The organism is Pyxidicoccus sp. M15, from assembly GCF_056858435.1.
Map to the genome: position 1 here is coordinate 5,315,007 of NZ_CM166495.1, position 17,274 is coordinate 5,332,280.

General features: G+C 69.7%; 13 protein-coding genes. 7 read left to right on the forward strand and 6 right to left on the reverse strand.

Annotated elements, in window-relative coordinates:
- Positions 1–138 precede the first annotated feature (138 nt).
- The 4 genes from ACX9TP_RS20175 to ACX9TP_RS20190 all read right to left on the reverse strand — a co-directional run bounded on the left by ACX9TP_RS20175 (position 139) and on the right by ACX9TP_RS20190 (position 6,529).
- Complete coding sequence (locus ACX9TP_RS20175) at positions 139–1,683, reverse strand: hypothetical protein (RefSeq protein ID WP_482981340.1); 1,545 nt, start codon at positions 1,681–1,683, stop codon at positions 139–141.
- 204 nt (positions 1,684–1,887) lie between these two features.
- The gene (gene typA / locus ACX9TP_RS20180) at positions 1,888–3,732 is read right to left on the reverse strand and encodes a translational GTPase TypA (protein WP_482981341.1); all 1,845 of its coding nucleotides are present in this window, start codon (positions 3,730–3,732) and stop codon (positions 1,888–1,890) included.
- Positions 3,733–3,974: 242 nt separating this feature from the next.
- The gene (locus tag ACX9TP_RS20185) at positions 3,975–4,949 is read right to left on the reverse strand and encodes an alpha/beta fold hydrolase (RefSeq protein WP_482981342.1); all 975 of its coding nucleotides are present in this window, start codon (positions 4,947–4,949) and stop codon (positions 3,975–3,977) included.
- Positions 4,946–6,529: a sigma 54-interacting transcriptional regulator gene (locus tag ACX9TP_RS20190; RefSeq protein ID WP_482981343.1), complete on the reverse strand. Its 1,584-nt coding sequence runs from the start codon at positions 6,527–6,529 to the stop codon at positions 4,946–4,948. Before ACX9TP_RS20190 ends, ACX9TP_RS20185 begins: the two co-directional genes overlap by 4 nt.
- A 110-nt stretch (positions 6,530–6,639) precedes the next feature.
- On the opposite strand from ACX9TP_RS20190, the gene ACX9TP_RS20195 reads away from it, so the two are divergent.
- From ACX9TP_RS20195 to ACX9TP_RS20220, 6 genes are all read left to right on the forward strand, one after another.
- Positions 6,640–7,653 (forward strand): cation diffusion facilitator family transporter, encoded by a 1,014-nt coding sequence (locus tag ACX9TP_RS20195; protein WP_482981344.1) that lies wholly within the window; start codon positions 6,640–6,642, stop codon positions 7,651–7,653.
- 124 nt (positions 7,654–7,777) lie between these two features.
- The gene (locus ACX9TP_RS20200; RefSeq protein WP_482981345.1) at positions 7,778–8,509 is read left to right on the forward strand and encodes a hypothetical protein; all 732 of its coding nucleotides are present in this window, start codon (positions 7,778–7,780) and stop codon (positions 8,507–8,509) included.
- Positions 8,510–8,638: 129 nt separating this feature from the next.
- Positions 8,639–9,676 (forward strand): hypothetical protein, encoded by a 1,038-nt coding sequence (locus tag ACX9TP_RS20205; RefSeq protein ID WP_482981346.1) that lies wholly within the window; start codon positions 8,639–8,641, stop codon positions 9,674–9,676.
- Positions 9,677–9,703: 27 nt separating this feature from the next.
- The gene (gene rsmD, locus ACX9TP_RS20210; RefSeq protein ID WP_482981347.1) at positions 9,704–10,261 is read left to right on the forward strand and encodes a 16S rRNA (guanine(966)-N(2))-methyltransferase RsmD; all 558 of its coding nucleotides are present in this window, start codon (positions 9,704–9,706) and stop codon (positions 10,259–10,261) included.
- 45 nt (positions 10,262–10,306) lie between these two features.
- Positions 10,307–10,792: a pantetheine-phosphate adenylyltransferase gene (coaD, locus tag ACX9TP_RS20215; RefSeq protein ID WP_482981348.1), complete on the forward strand. Its 486-nt coding sequence runs from the start codon at positions 10,307–10,309 to the stop codon at positions 10,790–10,792.
- A gap of 50 nt (positions 10,793–10,842) precedes the next feature.
- Positions 10,843–12,033 (forward strand): pyridoxal phosphate-dependent aminotransferase, encoded by a 1,191-nt coding sequence (locus ACX9TP_RS20220; protein ID WP_482981349.1) that lies wholly within the window; start codon positions 10,843–10,845, stop codon positions 12,031–12,033.
- Here ACX9TP_RS20220 and ACX9TP_RS20225 read toward each other — a convergent pair.
- A complete protein-coding gene (locus tag ACX9TP_RS20225; RefSeq protein WP_482981350.1) occupies positions 12,030–12,647 on the reverse strand; it encodes a hypothetical protein in 618 nt (205 codons plus the stop codon). The genes ACX9TP_RS20220 and ACX9TP_RS20225 overlap by 4 nt on opposite strands.
- Positions 12,648–12,769: 122 nt before the next feature.
- On the opposite strand from ACX9TP_RS20225, the gene carB reads away from it, so the two are divergent.
- The gene (gene carB, locus ACX9TP_RS20230) at positions 12,770–16,036 is read left to right on the forward strand and encodes a carbamoyl-phosphate synthase large subunit (protein ID WP_482981351.1); all 3,267 of its coding nucleotides are present in this window, start codon (positions 12,770–12,772) and stop codon (positions 16,034–16,036) included.
- A gap of 72 nt (positions 16,037–16,108) precedes the next feature.
- On the opposite strand, the gene ACX9TP_RS20235 is transcribed toward carB, so the two are convergent.
- The gene (locus ACX9TP_RS20235) at positions 16,109–17,185 is read right to left on the reverse strand and encodes an NADH:flavin oxidoreductase (RefSeq protein WP_482981352.1); all 1,077 of its coding nucleotides are present in this window, start codon (positions 17,183–17,185) and stop codon (positions 16,109–16,111) included.
- Positions 17,186–17,274 lie beyond the last annotated feature (89 nt).

The window sequence follows — 17,274 nt, forward strand, 5'->3', positions numbered from 1 at the left end:
GGGCGTGCCGTCTGGGTTGTGATTCAGCGGGAGAAGGGAGCGATTGAGCGACTGAGGGCCCGAAAGCACATGGGAGCCGGCCGGTGCTGGACCGGCGCGGCTCCCATGGCTGCTTCAGCAACGCTCGACTGCGATGTCCTAGGCGGCCTTCCGCTCGAAGGAGCCGCGCTCGGTGTAGTCGCGCTTCAGGCCATTCACGGAGACCTCGACACCGGCGCCGCCCGTCTTGGCGTCCACGCCGATACCGAGCTCCTTGTCCGAGAAGGTGCCCCAGCTGCCCTTGGTGTCGACCTTCACGCCGTCCAGGGCGCTGCCGAAGTCACCGCGCAGGAGGCGGCCGGCCACCGTCTGGACTTCCTTGCCGCTCAGGCCGCTCATCTCGAAGTCGCCCTTGACGCCGACGTCGCCCGCGTCGCCGGTAAGCTCGCCCTTGATGGTGGTCTCCGCGGCGCCCGCGAAGGCGGCGGTGGTGGGGCTGGCGGCGAAGGCGGCCCAGTCACCGACCTTGGCCGAGTCGAGAGGAATCTTCGTCTCGACGGCAATCTTGCCCTTCACCTCGCCGGAGACGCCGGAGAAGGCCTGGAGCGAGTCGTTGATGGGATTGCCCTGGGCATCCGTGCCGGTCTGCTTCCCGAGCTTGCCGAACAGCTCGACGCTGGCCTCGGCCTTGCCGGACACCTCGACCTCGGTGGTGCGGACCAGGGCCTTGGGCTTGCCGTTCTCGAACTCCAGCTTGTAGCTGGACGAGGCCGCCGCGCCGGCGGAGGCACCGGCGGAAGCGCCCGCGCCGACCTCGCCCCCGAAGGACGCGTCCACGCTGGCGTCGACGCCGCCCTTGATCTCCACGGACGACAGGTTCTTCTGCAGGAAGGCCAGGTCATCCGGACGGGGCGCGAGCGCGGCGCCGAGCACCGGGTTCGCGGCGGTGGCACTCGCGCCGGCGAGGATGAGCGCGCCCTTCTTGGCGTCCTCGGCATTGTCGAACTTGTACTCCACCTTGCCGCCTGCGGTGACGTGCGCCGCGGCGCCAGCGCCCAGGCCCACGCCCGCGCCGGCCTCGCCGGAGACGACGTACTTGCCGTCCTTCTCGCGCTTGATCTCGAACTCGCCCTTGAGCTCGACGTCCAGCTCCAGGGCCAGGCCGACCTTGCCGCTCAGCTTCATGCTGTCGCCGGGGCCCAGGTCCTTGATCTTCCCGTCCAGGCCGGTGGCCTTGTCGATGCCGTCCAGCGCGGCGTCGTGCACCTTCTGCTGCAGCCCGTCCGCGAGCTGGAGGCCTTCCTTGGCCGCGAACTTCACCGCGTCGAAGGCCGCCTTTCCGCCGGCCGTGGCCACGTCACCGACCAGGTCGAGCGTCTTCTTCTGCGCGTCGATGGCCACCTCGGCCGCGCCCAGGGCGAAGCGGCCACCCGCCTTGGCGGCGGACGTCGCCACGTCGGCGCCGGCCTTGAGCAGGTCCACCTGCGCCTGGACGCCCTTGCCCGTGATGTCGACGGCGGTCTTCACGCCCGTCTTCGCCACGTCGAAGCCGTCCTTGACGACGTTGGCGCCGGTCTTCGTCACCGTCTTCGCGCCGTTGCCCACCACCTCGACGCCCTTCTTCACGACGTCGACGGGGTTCGGCAGCTTCGGCTTCGGCAGCTCGATCTTGGGGAGGCTGAACTTCGGCAGTCCGATTCCCATGGGGCGGATCCTCGCGGGGGGAGAGGAGAGGGGGAGGTCCAGACGGACCGGTTCTCCTGACTTTCCGAATTATCGAGGTTTCCGCGCCAGGGTTGCCTTGTGCGGCTCGTTTTCTCTGGGAGTGAGAGTCGCAGACGCACGAAGGGCCCGCTCCCAGGTGGGAACGGGCCCTTGGCGTTACAGCGTGAAGCTCACCTCGAGCGACTACTCGCCCGCGGCGCGCTCCTCGCGCTTGCGGTCACGCTCGGCGCGGTAGCGCTCGCCCACGGCCAGCGCCTTCTTGCGCATGCGCACGGACTTGGGCGTCACCTCGACCAGCTCGTCGTCGGCAATCCACTCGAGCGCCTTCTCCAGCCCCATCTCGCGGGGCGGGGTGAGGATGACGTTCTCGTCGCGGCCGGCGGCGCGGATGTTGGTGAGCTTCTTCTCGCGGCAGCAGTTGACGTTCAGCTCGGAGGGGTGGGCGTGCTCGCCGATGATCATGCCCTCGTACACGGTGACGCCGGCGCCCACGAAGAGGTGCCCGCGCTCCTGGATGCTGAACAGCGCGTAGGGCACGGTGTCGCCCAGGCGGTCGGAGACCATGGCGCCATTCTGACGCTTCGGGATGTAGCCGAACCACGGCTCGTACCCGTCGAACTGGCTGCTCATGATGCCCTCACCGCGAGTGATGGTGAGGAACTCGTTGCGGAAGCCGATGAGGCCGCGTGCGGGGATGCGGAACTTGAGGCGGGTGCGGCCCGAGCCCAGGCTCTCCATGTCCACCATGCGGCCCTTGCGGGGCCCCAGGCGCTCGGTCACCGCGCCCACGCTGGTCTCCGGCACGTCGCAGAAGAGCAGCTCCATGGGCTCGTGGACGGTGCCGTCGATGGTCTTCGTGATGGGCTCCGGGTTGGAGGCCGTCAGCTCGTAGCCCTCGCGGCGCATGTTCTCGATGATGACGGCCAGGGCGAGCTCGCCACGGCCCACCACGCGGAACGCGTCGGGAGTCTCGGTGTCCTCCACGCGGACGGCCACGTTGCGGTAGGCCTCGCGGTACAGGCGCTCACGCAGGTTGCGGGAGGTGACGAACTTGCCCTCCTTGCCCGCGAGCGGCCCGTCGTTGACCTTGAAGATCATCATCATCGTGGGCTCGTCCACGGTGATGCGGGGCAGGGCCACCGGCTTCTCGGGGTCACCGATGGTGTCGCCGATGGAGACCTCCTCGATGCCGGCGATGGAGACGATCTCACCCGGGCCCGCGTCCGCGATCTCCACGCGCTTGAGGCCGGAGAAGCCGTACAGCTTGACGATCTTGCCCTGCTCCACCTTGCCGCCGTCGCGGACGACGGAGACGGGCATGTTGGGCGTCAGGCGGCCGGCCTGCACGCGGCCCACGGCGAGACGGCCCACGTAGTCGTCGTAGTCCAGGTTGGCCACGAGCAGCTGCGGGGTCTTCTCCTCCGAGGCGGGCGGAGGCGGGATGTGGCGGATGATGGCGTCGAACAGCGGCTCCAGCGTCTTGCCCGGCACGTCCAGCTGCGTGGAGGCCTGGCCCTGACGCGCCACCGTGTAGAGGACGGGCATCTCCAGCTGCTTGTCGTCCGCGCCCAGGTCGATGTAGAGCGAGTAGACCTGATCGAGCACCTCGGGCGCGCGAGCGTCCTGGCGGTCGATCTTGTTGATGACCAGCACCGTCTTCAGGCCCATGGCCAGGGCCTTGGTGAGCACGAAGCGCGTCTGGGGCAGGGGACCTTCGGCGGCGTCCACCAGCAGCACGACGCCGTCCACGAGGCGCAGACCGCGCTCCACCTCACCACCGAAGTCGGCGTGACCCGGGGTGTCGATGATGTTGATCTGCATGCCCTTGTAGCTGACCGCGGTGTTCTTCGCGAGAATGGTGATGCCCTTCTCGCGCTCGAGGTCGTTGGAGTCCATCACCCGTTCGGCGACGTGCTCGTTGCTACGGAAGGTGCCCGCCTGCCGCAGCAGGTGATCGACGAGCGTGGTCTTGCCATGGTCAACGTGAGCGACGATGGCGATGTTACGGATGTTTTCGCGAGGAATCATACGGACCGAACTGTGATGAAGGTGGGGGAACGCCCGAAGCGCCCGGGGCTTCCGAACCCCACTGGAACCCGGAAGGCGGGCGCTTATATGCCGCGAGTGCGGCTCCTGCAATGAGCGTGGACGCCCACCAGCCGGCCGGCCGGTATTCGCGCCCTGGAAGCACGGGTTTCGCGCTCCCGCCCTTCAACGCCTGAAGCGGGCCATTTCTCCCCGCCGGGGGCGTCACCCGGCCGTCACGAAGCTCAGGAGCCGGAGGGGAGGACCGCCGCCGGGCCGGGTGCCGGGGACGGGGCCTGCGCCTCCAGGGGGGCCGGATGCGGGCTGGCGGACGTGCGCACGCCCAGCCGCTCGCGGAGGAAGCGCTCCACCCGGACCTCCACCTGCCCGGGGGCCTCCAGTGGGGCGGTGTGGGTGCCCTCGGGGATGAGCATCAACTCCGCGCCCGGAATCCGGGCGGCCATCTTCCGGGAAATCCACCCGGGGGTGAACCTGTCCCGCTCGCCGGCGACGACGAGCGTGGGTACGTCCACGTGGGCCAGGTGGTCCCACGCGTTGTGCTCAGCCAGCGAGTCCAGGGTGCGCACGAAGACGACGGGGTCCATCCGGGCCAGGTGGTCGAAGTAGGGGGCCAGGTCGTTGCGGGCGATGCGCTCGCGGTTCATCTCCAGGCTGATGGCGAGCTGCACGGTGAGCTCCGTGCGCAGCGCGGCGTGGATGAGGCGCGCGGACTGCTGCGGGTAGCGCTCCACCACCTGCTGGATGATGGGGAACAGGCGCTTGAGGACGGTGGAGTCGTGGAAGGTGTCCAGCGGGTTGCCGTAGCTGCCGCACACCAGGACGAGCCCGCACACGCGGCTGGCGTAGCGGCGGTGGAACTCCAGCGCCACCTGGACGCCCATGGAGTGGCCGAAGACGACGGCCCGCTCCAGGCCCGCGGCGTCCATGATGCGCCGCAGGTCATCACACGTGTACAGCATGCCGATGCGCGTGCGGTCATTCGGGATGCCGGAGCGGCCATGGCCCCGGTAGTGCCAGCGCAGCACGCGGTGGCGCCGCGCGAGGAAGGGGGACAGGTACTTCCACGCGAAGCCGTCACAGCCCAGGCCGTCGCACAGCACCATGCCCGGCAGGCCGTCACCGGTGGCCTGGTAGTACAGCTCCGCGCCGTCCGGCACGCGCAGCCGGTCCTGATGGAAGTACAGCGCCTCGGAGCTCATGCCTCACCCACCTCGGCTTCGTCGTCGGGCAGGCCCTTGTCCAGGCCGTAGCGTGAAATCTTGAGGATGAGGTTGGAGCGGCTGATGCCCAGCTCGCGCGCCAGGCGGCTCTTGTTGTAGCGGGTGCGTAGGAGGCCCTGCTGAATCATCTCCCGCTCCAGCGCCTCCACCGCCTCGTGCAGCTTGCCGTGCGCGCGCGGGGGGATGAACGGGCCGCCGCCGGGCACCACCGCGTCGCGGATGCGGCTGGAGATGAGCTCGGCGGGGATGGTCTCCAGATCGCCCCCCAGCACGAGCAGCCGCTCGATTTCATTCTCCAGCTCGCGGATGTTGCCCGGCCACGAGTACGCCCCGAGGATGGCCAGCGCCTCCGCGGCCAGCCCCCGCGCGCGCTGCCCCTCGCGGTGGTGCTTGCGCAGGAAGTGGTCGATGAGGATGGGCATGTCGTCGCGGCGCTCGCGCAGGGGCGGCAGCTGCAGGCGGATGACGTTGATGCGGTAGAAGAGGTCCTCGCGGAACTCGCTCCGCTTCACCATCTCGCTCAAATCCTTGTGGGTGGCGGCGATGACGCGGACGTTGACCTCCTTGAGCTGGGTGCCGCCCACGGGGAGGAATGTCCCCTCCTGCAGCACGCGCAGCAGCTTGACCTGGAGCGCGGGGGACATGTCGCCCACCTCGTCCAGGAAGAAGGTGCCGCCGTCGGCCACCTCGAACAGGCCCTTCTTGTCCCGCAGCGCGCCGGTGAACGAGCCGCGCGTGTGGCCGAACAGGGCGCTCTCCAGGAGGTTGTCGTTGAAGGCGGAGCAGTTCTGCACCACGAAGGGCATGTCCTTGCGCGGGCCGTTGTGGTGGATGGCGCGCGCCACCAGCTCCTTGCCCGTGCCGGACTCGCCGTTGATGAGGACGGTGGAGTCGGAGTTGGCCACCTTCTCCATCAACCGGAACACCTCCATCATCGGTCCGGAGCGCCCGATGATCTTCTCGAAGCGGTAGCGGTCGCCCGGGTCGGAGGACAGCGACTGCAGCGGGTCGTCCCGGCGCGCCAGCTCCACCTCGTGGTTGGCAATCTCCGTCACCGCGAACTCGAGCAGGTCGGACAGCTTGCTCAGCTCGGAGCCGTCCAGCACGGGCACGCGGTCCTCGGCGCGGTCCAGGTCCGAGTGGGGCGGGGCGAACTGGAGCATCTTCGCCTTGAGCACCTCCGCGTCGCGCGCGGTCAGGGGCTGGCGGGCGAAGCCCTCGACGAAGAGGAAGCCCTCGTACTCGTTGTTGATGTAGAGCGGGGCGCCGACGATGGTGAAGTTGAGGTGGCAGTCGTGGAAGAGCGCGCGGCGCAGCTTCCTTCCCGCCTTGAACTTTTCATGCAACACCTTCACCGACTGGCCGCAGCGCCGCAGTCCCTCCTTGGAGGAAAGCGACATGCGGCAGAAGTCATTCGGCGGCGGGACGATTTCGCCGCGCTGCCAGTCGTGCACCACGCCGTGCCTGTCCGCCCACGAGAGCTCCACCTGCCACCACTTGCGGATGACATCTCTCAGCATGATGATGGTGTGCAGGCCCAGGTGCTTCTCGAAGTCCATCCCTACCTCCGTGCGCCCCCTCGCTCGGGGCTGGGGACACCGGGTCGCCGGAACTCGAATCCTCGTCCCTCATACCCCATGAACGGGCTTTATCCGCACCCCTCTCTCCCGTGACTACCTCCACTCACACGCGCGGTGGATCCGGGCATGGCCACGAGCATGAGCACGGCGAAGGGCATGACCACTCGCATCACCACCATCATCATGGGCATGGGCACGGTCATGGGCACGGCCCCCGGAAGGGGAGCCTGGCGGAGGAGCGGCGGAAGGACCGCAGCCGGCTGTTCTTCGCGCTGATCCTCACCGCCACCATCATGTTGGCGGAGGCGGTGGGCGGCTGGCTGACGAACTCGCTGGCCCTCATGTCCGACGCGGGCCACATGCTGACGGACGTGTCCGCGCTGGGCCTGAGCCTGGTGGCCCTGTGGTTCGCGGGCAAGCCGGCGGACGTGAAGAAGACGTACGGCTACTACCGGATGGAGATCCTCAGCGCGCTGCTCAACGGCGTCATGCTGCTGGCCATCACCGTCTTCATCCTGGTGGAGGCGTACGAGCGCTTCCGCGCCCCGGCGCCGGTGGACTTGAAGCCCATGGCGCTGGTGGCCACGGTGGGCCTGCTGGCGAACCTGGGGGCCCTGGGCTTCCTGCACCGCACCCATTCCATGAACGTGCGAGGCGCGTTCCTCCACGTGCTGGGGGACACGCTGTCGTCGGTGGGGGTGCTCATCGGCGCGGGCATCATGTGGTTCACCGGCTGGTACGTGGTGGACCCCATCATCTCGGTGGTCATCTCCGTGGTCATCGTGGTGGGCGCGGTGCGCTTGGTGCGTGACGCGGTGGACGTGCTGATGGAGGCGGTGCCCGCGCACGTGGACATGGCCCACATCAAGGAACTGATGCTGAAGGTGAACGGCGTCACGGCCGTTCACGACTTGCACGTGTGGACCATCTCCAGCGGCGTCTACGCGCTGTCGGCGCACCTCGTGGTGCAGGACCCCATGGTCTGCAACAACGACGAGATCCTCTCGGCGGTGAAGCACGACCTGTACGACCGCTTCGGCATCGACCACACCACCATCCAGATAGAGAGCGAGACCTACGCCCACATGGGCGAGGTCCACTGAGTCGACAGACGCTGGCGCGCGGTGGGCCGGGTGACGTGACTCCGAGTCCGGGTCCAGGTAACAATGGACCCGTGCGCGGGCCGAAGGGCCGGTCGTGCCCCGCACCTCCCCCGAGGTCGTTGTCATGTCGCGACTGCTCGCGCTGGTCCTGGTCTGCGTGCTGGCCCCCGTGGTGGGACGCACCGAGGAGGCCCCGCCGCCCACGACGTCCGGGCCCGCGCCCGTCGTCGAAGCACTCGCGACGAAGGACACCGCGCCGCGAGTCGAGGACGCCGCCCGCCGCGCCGCTCCGGATGCGCCGCTGCGGGAGGAGAAGGCCCCTCCCGACGACGAAGAGCCGCCCTCGGTGAGCAGCCACGCCCCACCGGGAGCCGGTCAGCTCACCCGCCGCATCCTCGCGGAGGTGTTCATCGGGGGCGGGGCCTTCGTGGTGGCTGGCGTCGCCGCTCAGTCGCTGACCCCGGAAGGCCTCGGGCACAAGTGCGAGGGCTGCGCGCGGGAGTACAGCACCGCCTTCGTCATGGGGGCGGGCCTGGGCGCGGGGCTGGGCGTGTACGGCGCGGGCAGGCTCATGCGCGGCCAGGGGGACTTCCTGGCCACCATGACGGGGGCGGGGCTGGGGACGGGGGCCGCGTTGCTCATGCTCGGCGCGGATGACGACGGGAATGGCAACGTCGACACCTACACGGCCCTGCTGATGCCGCTCGCGGGTGCCATCGCCGGCTATGAAATCTCCCACTTCTTCGCCGGCGCGCCTCCGCCTCGGAACTGGTCCAACGAGGCCCCCCGGCTGGTGCCGGTGGCCGCGACGACGAAGGACGGCGGGGTGCTCGGAGGCCTTGTCGGCAGTTTCTAGCCGGCACCTCGCCGGGGTCCGCGTCGGCGCGGCCCCGTCACCCTCCCGGGCGAGCGCCCGTAGCGGAACGGACGCTCCCGGCCGGTTCGCCTTGCGCGTGTGGGACAGGCGGACAATCCTCCGCGGCCCATGAGCGTGCTGGACAAGGTGCTGTCGTTGAGGCCGGGGAACACGGTGGCCCGGGTGGGCGCCGGCTCGCGCATTCCGCTGCTGAACCCGCGTGAGCTGCTGCACGCCCTGGAGCGCGCGCCGGTGGCGCTGCCGTGCCTGCCGGTGCAGGCGAAGGGGGCGCTGCCGGGCCTGCTGCGCGCGGCGCGGGCGGAGGACGCGGTGCTGGGGCTGGCGTGCCCGCACCCGCTGGCGGACCGGGGCGCGGCGGAGCGCTTCGTCGCGGCCGTGCACGAGGCGGCGGTGGAGGCCGAGCACTCGCGGCCCCTCTTCCTCCAGGCCGGCCCGGTGCGCATCTCCCGGGTGGACGGCGACGCGCTGGGGCCCCTGCAAGAGGGCCTGTTCCGCGTGGTGGACGCGGGCTTCACGCTGGTGTCGCTGGACTTGTCCCGCCTGGACTCGTTCGCGGCCGTGGAGGCGCTCAACGTGCTGGCGGGCCCGGTGTCGGAGCGGGAGCTGTCGCTGGAGCTGACGGCCCCGGCCTCCTCCAGCGCGGACCCGCTGGACGCGTACCGCACGCTGCTGGAGGGCCTGCGGCAGTGGAAGGTGCCGGTGCGCTTCGTGCGCGTGACGGAAGCCGCGCTGGGGGAGAGCGAGCCGGACGTGGCCCTGCTGCGGCGGCTGGTGGACCTGGCCACGGAGTACGACGCCGTGGTGACCGTGGGCGAGGTGGTCGCGGGCGTCCCGCACGCGCTGCCCACCTATGTCGCGGCCGGAGTGCGCAAGGTGGACTGTGTGGGCGCCTTCGAGCGGCTCGCCCTGGGCGCCTGGCCTCAGGAGTCCCGTGCCAGTGTGGAGGAGAAGGCCGTGGCCGCCGGGCTGCCCCCGGGAGAGCTGCTCAGCGTCCTGGAGGAGCAACTGCCCCCGCTGACGCAGGTGGCGCGCGACAGGCTGGAGGCGCTGTCCTTCGCGGAGGCGGCGGAGGTGGTCTCCGCGCTGGGCGCCACGCGCTCGGGCGGCACGTCCATGCGCATGCTGGCGCAGAACCGGGGCGATTAGCCCCGGGCCGGTGTAGAAGCCTTCCCCATGCGAATCGTGGCAGGGACTGCGAAGGGCCGCGCGCTGACCGGCCCCAAGCCGACGTCGACGCACATCCGTCCCACGGCGGACCGCGTCCGGGAGACCATCTTCAACATGCTCGGCCAGTTCCTGGACGGCCAGGCCGTGCTGGACCTCTACGCCGGCACCGGGGCGCTGGGCCTGGAGGCCCTGTCGCGCGGCGCCGGGCGGGCCGTGCTGGTGGACCAGGACCGCGAGGCCCAGGCCCTCTGCCGGGAGAACACGGACCACCTGGGCTTCACCGCCCAGGTGGAGCTGCTCGCGCAGCCGGCGTCCCGGGCGCTGGAGACACTGAAGAAGCGCGGGGAGCGCTTCGAGCTCATCTTCGCGGACCCGCCCTACGCGGCGCGGGTGGTGGAGACGGTGCTGGATGGGGTGACGGGGGCGGGGGTGCTGGCCCCTTCCGGCATGGTGGTGGTGGAGCACGACAAGCGGGAGGCCGCGCCGGAGTCTCATGGCGGGCTTACCCGGGAAGACCAGCGCCGCTTCGGGGACACCCTGGTGAGCTTCTACCGGGCCCCCTGACCATTCCTTGACCGGCTGTCCGGGGCGCCCGAGACTCCGTGTTGCATGCCGGTCGCCATCTATCCTGGTTCGTTCGATCCGCTCACCAACGGGCACCTGAGCCTCATCCAGCGCAGCCTGAAGATGTTCGATCGGCTCATCGTCGCCATCGCGGTGAACCCGAAGAAGACGCCCCTGTTCACCGAGGACGAGCGCCGCCAGCTCATCAGCGACGCCTGCGGCAATGACCCCCGCGTGGAGGTGGATGCCTTCCACGGGCTGCTGGTGGACTACGTGCGGCGCCGCAACGCGGGCGTCATCATCCGCGGCCTGCGCGCGGTGTCCGACTTCGAATACGAGTTCCAGCTCGCCAACATGAACCGGAAGCTGGCGCCCGACATCGAGACCGTCTTCATGATGACGGGCGAGGACTACTTCTACATCTCCTCGCAGCTCGTCCGGGAGGTGGCCTCCTTCGGCGGCGACGTGACGGGGCTGGTCCCCGACAACGTGAACAAGAAGCTGAAGGAGAAGTTCGCCGGGCGGAAGTAGCCCCTCTCTCCCCTTGTCGGCCCGGGCGCTCCCGGGCTACGCAGTCGGGCATGAAACTCGCCCGTCGGCTCCAGGCCATCAAGCCGTCCCCCACGCTCGCTCTCAACTCGCGCGCCAAGGCGCTCGCCGCCCAGGGAGTGGACGTGGTGGTGCTGGCGGCCGGTGAGCCGGACTTCGACACGCCCGACTACGTGAAGCAGGCCGCGGTGGACGCCATCCGCGCGGGCTTCACCAAGTACACCGCCACCAACGGCATCCCCGAATTGCGCGAGGCCATCTGCCGCAAGCTCGAGCGTGACAACGGGCTGCGCTACACGCCGGAGCAGGTGCTGGTGACGTCCGGCGGCAAGCAGGCGCTCTACAACTTCTGCCAGGCGGTGCTGGACGAGGGCGACGAGGTCATCATCTTCGCGCCCTACTGGGTGAGCTACCCGGACATGGTGCGGCTGGCGGGCGCCACCCCCGTCATCGTCCCCACGCGCGAGGAGGACGGCTTCGCGCCGGACCCGGACGCCATCCGCCGCGCGCTCACCCCGCGCACGCGCGCCGTCATCATCAACAGCCCCGGCAACCCCACCGGCGCCGTGTACTCGCGCGCCGCGCTCCAGGGCATCGCCGACGTGCTGCGCCCCCACGACTGCTTCATCATCTCGGACGACATCTACGAGAAGCTCCTCTACACCGACGAGCGCCTGGGCATCAGCGACGTGGCGCCGGACCTGGTGCCCCGGCTGGTGGTCACCAACGCCCTCAGCAAGTCCCACGCGATGACGGGCTGGCGCATGGGCTACGTGGCGGGGCCCCGGCCGCTGGTGGCCGCCATGCAGCTGGTGCAGGACCAGTCCACGTCCAACGCCTCGTCCATCGGCCAGAAGGCGGCGCTCGCCGCGCTCAACGGCCCCCCGGACACCGTCGCCGCCATGGCCGCGGAGTACCGCGCGCGCCGGGACATGTTCGTCGGCGGCCTCAATGCGCTGGACGGCATCAAGTGCCGCATGCCGGAGGGCGCCTTCTACGCGCTGGCGGACGTGCGGGGCCTGTACGGCCGCGACTTCAAGGGCAAGCCGGTGACGGGCTCCATGCAGCTGTCGGAAATCCTCCTCGACGAGTTCCGTGTCGCCGCCGTGCCCGGAGACCCGTTCGGCGCCGAGGGCTACATCCGCATGAGCTTCGCCACCTCGCGCGAAGTCCTGCAGAAGGGCCTGGGGCGGCTGGGCGAGCTGGTCCTGGCTCTGCGCTAGTCCGTGTACGCGAAGGCGCGGAACTCGTCGCGGTAGGGCCGGTAGACGAAGACGGCGGGGTGGCCGGAGAGGTTGCCCACCGCGAACCACAGCTCCTTCTCGTTGCGCAGGTCCAGCCCCAGCCGCGCGGGCGCCTTGCCGTACTTCTTCTCCATCTCCGCCAGCGGCAGCACCTCGATGTCGTAGAGGGTGATGAGGTCCGTGCGCTTGAGCCGCAGCTGCTTCACCCACGCCATCACCAGCTCCTCCGGGGTGGCGTAGCGCTTGTCCTCCAGCTGGAACGGGTAGAACAGCTCGTTGGCCGTGCTCCGCGCGTCGCCGGTAATCAGGCTCTGGAAGAGAAAGCGGGAGTCCTCCCGGATGTCCCGGCGGATGCGCTCCTCGCGGGAGAGCTCCGGGAAGGGCGTCTCGTCGATGGGCCGCTTGGGCAGGTCCTGAGGGATGGCAAGCGAGGGAGCGGACGGCGCGGTGGGCGCGGGCGCGGTAGGCGCGGGTGCCGTCGGCGCGGGTGCCGTCGGCGCGGGTGCCGCCGGCGCGGGCGTGGGAGTGGCGGGAGCCTGGGCGAGGGCAGGGGACGCGAGGGAGAAGAACAGGGCCAGGAGCCTGCGGCGCATGGGACCTCCGAAAGGAGTGGAGCGTAGCAGACAGCGCCGGACGGGTCCGGAGTCCATGCGAGCGGACAGCCACGAATACAGTCCGTGCATGTCGCGGCGGAGGTTGGTATGGGGGCGGCCCGATGCCTAAACGTACCGATATCCGCAAGGTTCTGGTGATTGGCTCGGGCCCGATTGTCATCGGGCAGGCCGTCGAGTTCGACTACTCCGGTACTCAAGCCATCAAGGCGCTCCGGGACGAAGGCGTGGAGGTGGTGCTGCTCAACAGCAACCCCGCCACGGTGATGACGGACCCCGAGTTCGCTCACCGCACGTACATCGAGCCCATCACCGTGGACGCGGCGGAGCGCATCCTCGCCGCCGAGCGGCCGGACTCGCTGCTGCCGACCATGGGCGGCCAGACGGCGCTCAACCTGGCCAAGGCGCTGGCGGAGCAGGGCATCCTCGAGAAGTACAACGTGCGCTTGATTGGTGCCTCGCTCGAGGCCATCAACAAGGCCGAGGACCGGCAGCTCTTCAAGGCGGCCATGCAGAAGATTGGCGTCGCGCTGCCCAGGAGCGGCTACGCGACGACGCTGGCCCAGGCCATGGCGCTGGTGGAGGAGATTGGCTTCCCCGCCATCATCCGCCCCTCCTTCACGCTGGGCGGCACCGGCGGCGGCATCGCCTACAACCGCGACGAGTTCGAGGCCATCTGCCGCTCCGGCCTGAAGGCGAGCCCCACCTCCACCATCCTCGTGGAGGAGAGCGTGCTCGGCTGGAAGGAGTACGAGCTGGAGGTGGTCCGGGACTCGGCGGACAACGTCATCATCGTCTGCTCGATTGAGAACCTGGACCCCATGGGCGTGCACACCGGTGACTCCATCACCGTGGCGCCCGCGCAGACGCTGACGGACCGCGAGTACCAGCGCATGCGGCAGGCGTCGCTGGCCATCATCCGCGAGATTGGCGTCGACACCGGCGGCTCCAACATCCAGTTCGGCATCCACCCGCGCGATGGCCGCATGGTCGTCATCGAGATGAACCCGCGCGTGTCGCGCTCCAGCGCGCTGGCGTCGAAGGCGACGGGCTACCCCATCGCCAAGGTCGCCGCGAAGCTGGCGCTGGGCTACACGCTGGACGAGCTGCGCAACGACATCACCCGCGACACGCCGGCCTCCTTCGAGCCGACGCTGGACTACGTGGTGGTGAAGATTCCGCGCTTCAACTTCGAGAAGTTCCCCCACGCGGACCGGACCCTGACGACGAGCATGCGCTCGGTGGGCGAGGTGATGGCCATTGGCCGCACCTTCCCCGAGGCGTACATGAAGGCCCTGCGCTCCATGGAGCTGGGCCGCGTCGGGCTGGAGTCGCCGGACCTGCCCTCGGAGAAGGAGGAGCGCGAGAAGGTGCTGCGCGAGGCCCTGCGCGTACCGCGCCCGGAGCGCCCGTGGTTCGTGGCGCAGGCGTTCCGCGAGGGGATGACGGTGGAGGGGGTGCACGCGCTCTCCAACATCGACCCGTGGTTCCTGCGCTACATCGAGATGCTGGTGCGCGAGGCGCAGTCCATCCAGGAGTGCGGCCGGTTGGACCAGCTCCCGGACGAGCAGCTGCGCCAGGCGAAGGCGCACGGCTTCTCCGACAAGTACCTGGGCAAGCTGCTTGGCTACCCGGAGGAGGAGGTGCGCGCGCACCGGCACTCGCGCAACATCCGCCCGGTCTTCAAGCGGGTGGACACCTGCGCCGCCGAGTTCGAGGCGTACACGCCCTACCTGTACTCCACCTACGAGGAGGAGGACGAGGCGCCGCCAACGGACCGGCAGAAGGTGCTCATCCTCGGCAGCGGCCCCATCCGCATCGGCCAGGGCATCGAGTTCGACTACGCGTGCGTGCACGCGGCCTTCGCGCTGCGCGAGGCCGGGTACGAGACGGTGATGGTCAACTGCAACCCGGAGACGGTGTCCACGGACTACGACACGTCCGACCGCCTCTACTTCGAGCCGCTGACGATTGAGGACGTGCTCGAGGTGTCGCAGCGCGAGAAGCCGGTGGGCGCGATTGTGCAGTTCGGCGGCCAGACGCCGCTGCGCCTGTCGGTGCCGCTGGAGAAGGCGGGCCTGCCCATCCTGGGCACGTCGCCGGACGCCATCGACCGGGCGGAGGACCGCGAGCGGTTCTCGAAGCTCATCGAGAAGCTGGGCCTGACGCAGCCGGAGAACGGGGTGGCGCGCAGCCACGCCGAGGCCTTCAAGGTGGCCGAGCGGATTGGCTACCCCGTCATGGTGCGCCCCTCGTACGTGCTGGGCGGCCGGGCGATGGAGACCGTCTACGACCAGTCCAGCCTGGAGCGGTACATGCGCGAGGCGGTGAGCGCATCGCCCGAGCACCCGGTGCTCATCGACCGCTTCCTGAAGGACGCCATCGAGGTGGACCTGGACCTGGTGGCGGACCGCACGGGCGCGGTGATGATTGGCGGCGTGCTGGAGCACATCCAGGAGGCCGGCGTGCACTCGGGTGACGCGGCGGCGACGCTGCCGCCGCACTCTCTGTCGCCGGACCTGGTGGAGCGGATGAAGGACCAGGCGATTGCGCTGGCGCGCGAGCTGGGCGTGGTGGGCCTGATGAACGTGCAGTTCGCCATCCAGGGGAAGACCATCTACATCCTGGAGGTGAATCCGCGCGCGAGCCGCACGGTGCCGTTCATCTCGAAGGCCACGGGCGTGGCGATGGCGAAGATTGCCGCGCTGTGCATGGTGGGCAAGACGCTGAAGGAGTTGGGCGCGACGCAGGAGCCCGAGTTCAAGCACGTGGCGGTGAAGGAGAGCGTGTTCCCCTTCGCGCGCTTCGCGGGCGTGGACGTCATCCTGGGGCCGGAGATGAAGTCGACGGGCGAGGTGATGGGCCTGGCGGACGACTACGCGTCGGCCTTCGCCAAGAGCCAGCTCGCCGCCGGGGTGCGCCTGCCGAAGAGCGGCAAGGTGTTCATCTCCGTGAAGGACGACGACAAGCCCGCGGTGGTGGACCTGGCGCGGCGGCTGCGGAACATGGGCTTCTCGCTCATCGTCACCGCGGGCACGGCCCGGTACCTGTCGACGAAGGGCATCGAGGCGCAGGTGGTGCAGAAGGTGAAGGAGGGCCGGCCGAACATCGTCGACAAGATTCTCGACGGGGAAATCGTGCTGGTCATCAACACCACCTTCGGCAAGCAGGAGATTGCCGACAGCTTCTCCATCCGCCGCGAGGCGCTGATGCACTCGGTGCCGTACTACACGACGGTGCAGGGGGCGCGCATGGCGGTGGGCGCGCTGGAGGCCCTCAAGCGCACGGACCTGTCCGTGAAGCCGCTCCAGGAGTACCTGGGCATCACCGGCGGCAAGGTGACGGGCGTGGCCAAGGGCGGGAAGCAGTAGCAACGCTCAGCCGGTGACGTGACGCGTGCGGCCCCGCTCCTCCTGGGAGTGGGGCCGCATGCGTTTGGGGCTTCAGGCGGCGACGAAGTTCTTCCACTGGCGCAGGTAGTGGACGAAGCCTTCCGAGAGGCCCTCGCCCCGGAGCGTCTCGGGAGCAACGGGGGTGCGGTTGATGGCGTCACCGCGGCGGACGCGCTCGGGCCAGTCGTGGTTGGCGATGGCGGAGCGGCCGAGGGCGACGGCGTCCGCGCCGAGGGCGAGCTGGGCTTCCGCCTCCTCGCGCGTCCAGATGGCACCGGCGACGACGATGCGGACGTGGGCGGGGACGGCCGCGCGGAAGAGGGACACGGCGTGAGCGTCGGGGCGCTTCCTGGTGTTGAGGGCGGAGCGCCAGAGGGACAGGTGGAGGACCTCCATGCCGTCGTCGGCGAGCATGCGGGCGACGTCGAGCGTCTCGTCGAGGTCCAGCCCCTTCGCCTGGCCGAAGTCCTCGGGGGAGAGGCGGACGGCGAGGACGAGGGAGGGCGCGGCGCGGCGGACGGCGCGCACGGTTTCGCGGATGAGGCGCGAGCGGTTCTCCAGTGAGCCGCCCCAGGCGTCGGTGCGCTGGTTGTAGACGGTGCTGAGGAACTGGGAGAGCAGGTAGCCGTGGGCGCCATGGAGCTCGACGGAGTCGAAGCCCGCGGTGGCGCAGCGGCGGGCGGCGTTGGCGAAGGCGTCGATGGCGCCCTGGATGTCGGCCTCGGTGCCGGCGCGGCAGGAGGCTCCGTCCTCGGTGTGAGCGCTGGCGCTCCACTTCTCGACGCCGCTGACGGCGGGGTCCGCGCGGAGTCCGCCGTGGAAGAGCTGGGAGGAGACGAGCGCGCCGCCTGTGTGCATGCGCGCGGCGAGCCGGGTGAGGCCGGGCAGCATGGCGTCATCGTGGACGCCCAGCTCGCCGGGCCAGGCCTTGCCGTCCTGCGCGACGTGGGCGGCGCAGGTCTCGATGAGGCCGAAGCCGCCGTCGGCGCGGCTGGCGAGGAAGTGCAGCTCGTCGTCGGACAGCGTGCCGTCGGCGTGGCTCTGCATGTTCGTCAGCGGCGCGAGCCAGATGCGGTTGCGGGCGGTGACGTTCTTCCGGAGCTCGAGGGGGGTGAACAGCCCTGTCATGTCGTCGTTTCCTTGGGTGGGCACGGCTTCTGGCCACAGTGATAACGCGGAAGACGGCGCTCGGCTCTGCAGGTTCACGTGGCCGGGAA

Excerpts from the sequence above, each read along its gene's own strand:
- ACX9TP_RS20175 (WP_482981340.1), bottom strand. The coding sequence starts at position 1,683 with ATGGGAATCGGACTGCCGAAGTTCAGCCTCCCCAAGATCGAGCTGCCG.
- typA (WP_482981341.1), bottom strand. The coding sequence starts at position 3,732 with ATGATTCCTCGCGAAAACATCCGTAACATCGCCATCGTCGCTCACGTT.
- ACX9TP_RS20185 (WP_482981342.1), bottom strand. The coding sequence starts at position 4,949 with ATGAGCTCCGAGGCGCTGTACTTCCATCAGGACCGGCTGCGCGTGCCG.
- ACX9TP_RS20190 (WP_482981343.1), bottom strand. The coding sequence starts at position 6,529 with ATGGACTTCGAGAAGCACCTGGGCCTGCACACCATCATCATGCTGAGA.
- ACX9TP_RS20200 (WP_482981345.1), top strand. The coding sequence starts at position 7,778 with ATGTCGCGACTGCTCGCGCTGGTCCTGGTCTGCGTGCTGGCCCCCGTG.
- ACX9TP_RS20205 (WP_482981346.1), top strand. The coding sequence starts at position 8,639 with ATGAGCGTGCTGGACAAGGTGCTGTCGTTGAGGCCGGGGAACACGGTG.
- rsmD (WP_482981347.1), top strand. The coding sequence starts at position 9,704 with ATGCGAATCGTGGCAGGGACTGCGAAGGGCCGCGCGCTGACCGGCCCC.
- coaD (WP_482981348.1), top strand. The coding sequence starts at position 10,307 with ATGCCGGTCGCCATCTATCCTGGTTCGTTCGATCCGCTCACCAACGGG.
- ACX9TP_RS20220 (WP_482981349.1), top strand. The coding sequence starts at position 10,843 with ATGAAACTCGCCCGTCGGCTCCAGGCCATCAAGCCGTCCCCCACGCTC.
- ACX9TP_RS20225 (WP_482981350.1), bottom strand. The coding sequence starts at position 12,647 with ATGCGCCGCAGGCTCCTGGCCCTGTTCTTCTCCCTCGCGTCCCCTGCC.
- carB (WP_482981351.1), top strand. The coding sequence starts at position 12,770 with ATGCCTAAACGTACCGATATCCGCAAGGTTCTGGTGATTGGCTCGGGC.
- ACX9TP_RS20235 (WP_482981352.1), bottom strand. The coding sequence starts at position 17,185 with ATGACAGGGCTGTTCACCCCCCTCGAGCTCCGGAAGAACGTCACCGCC.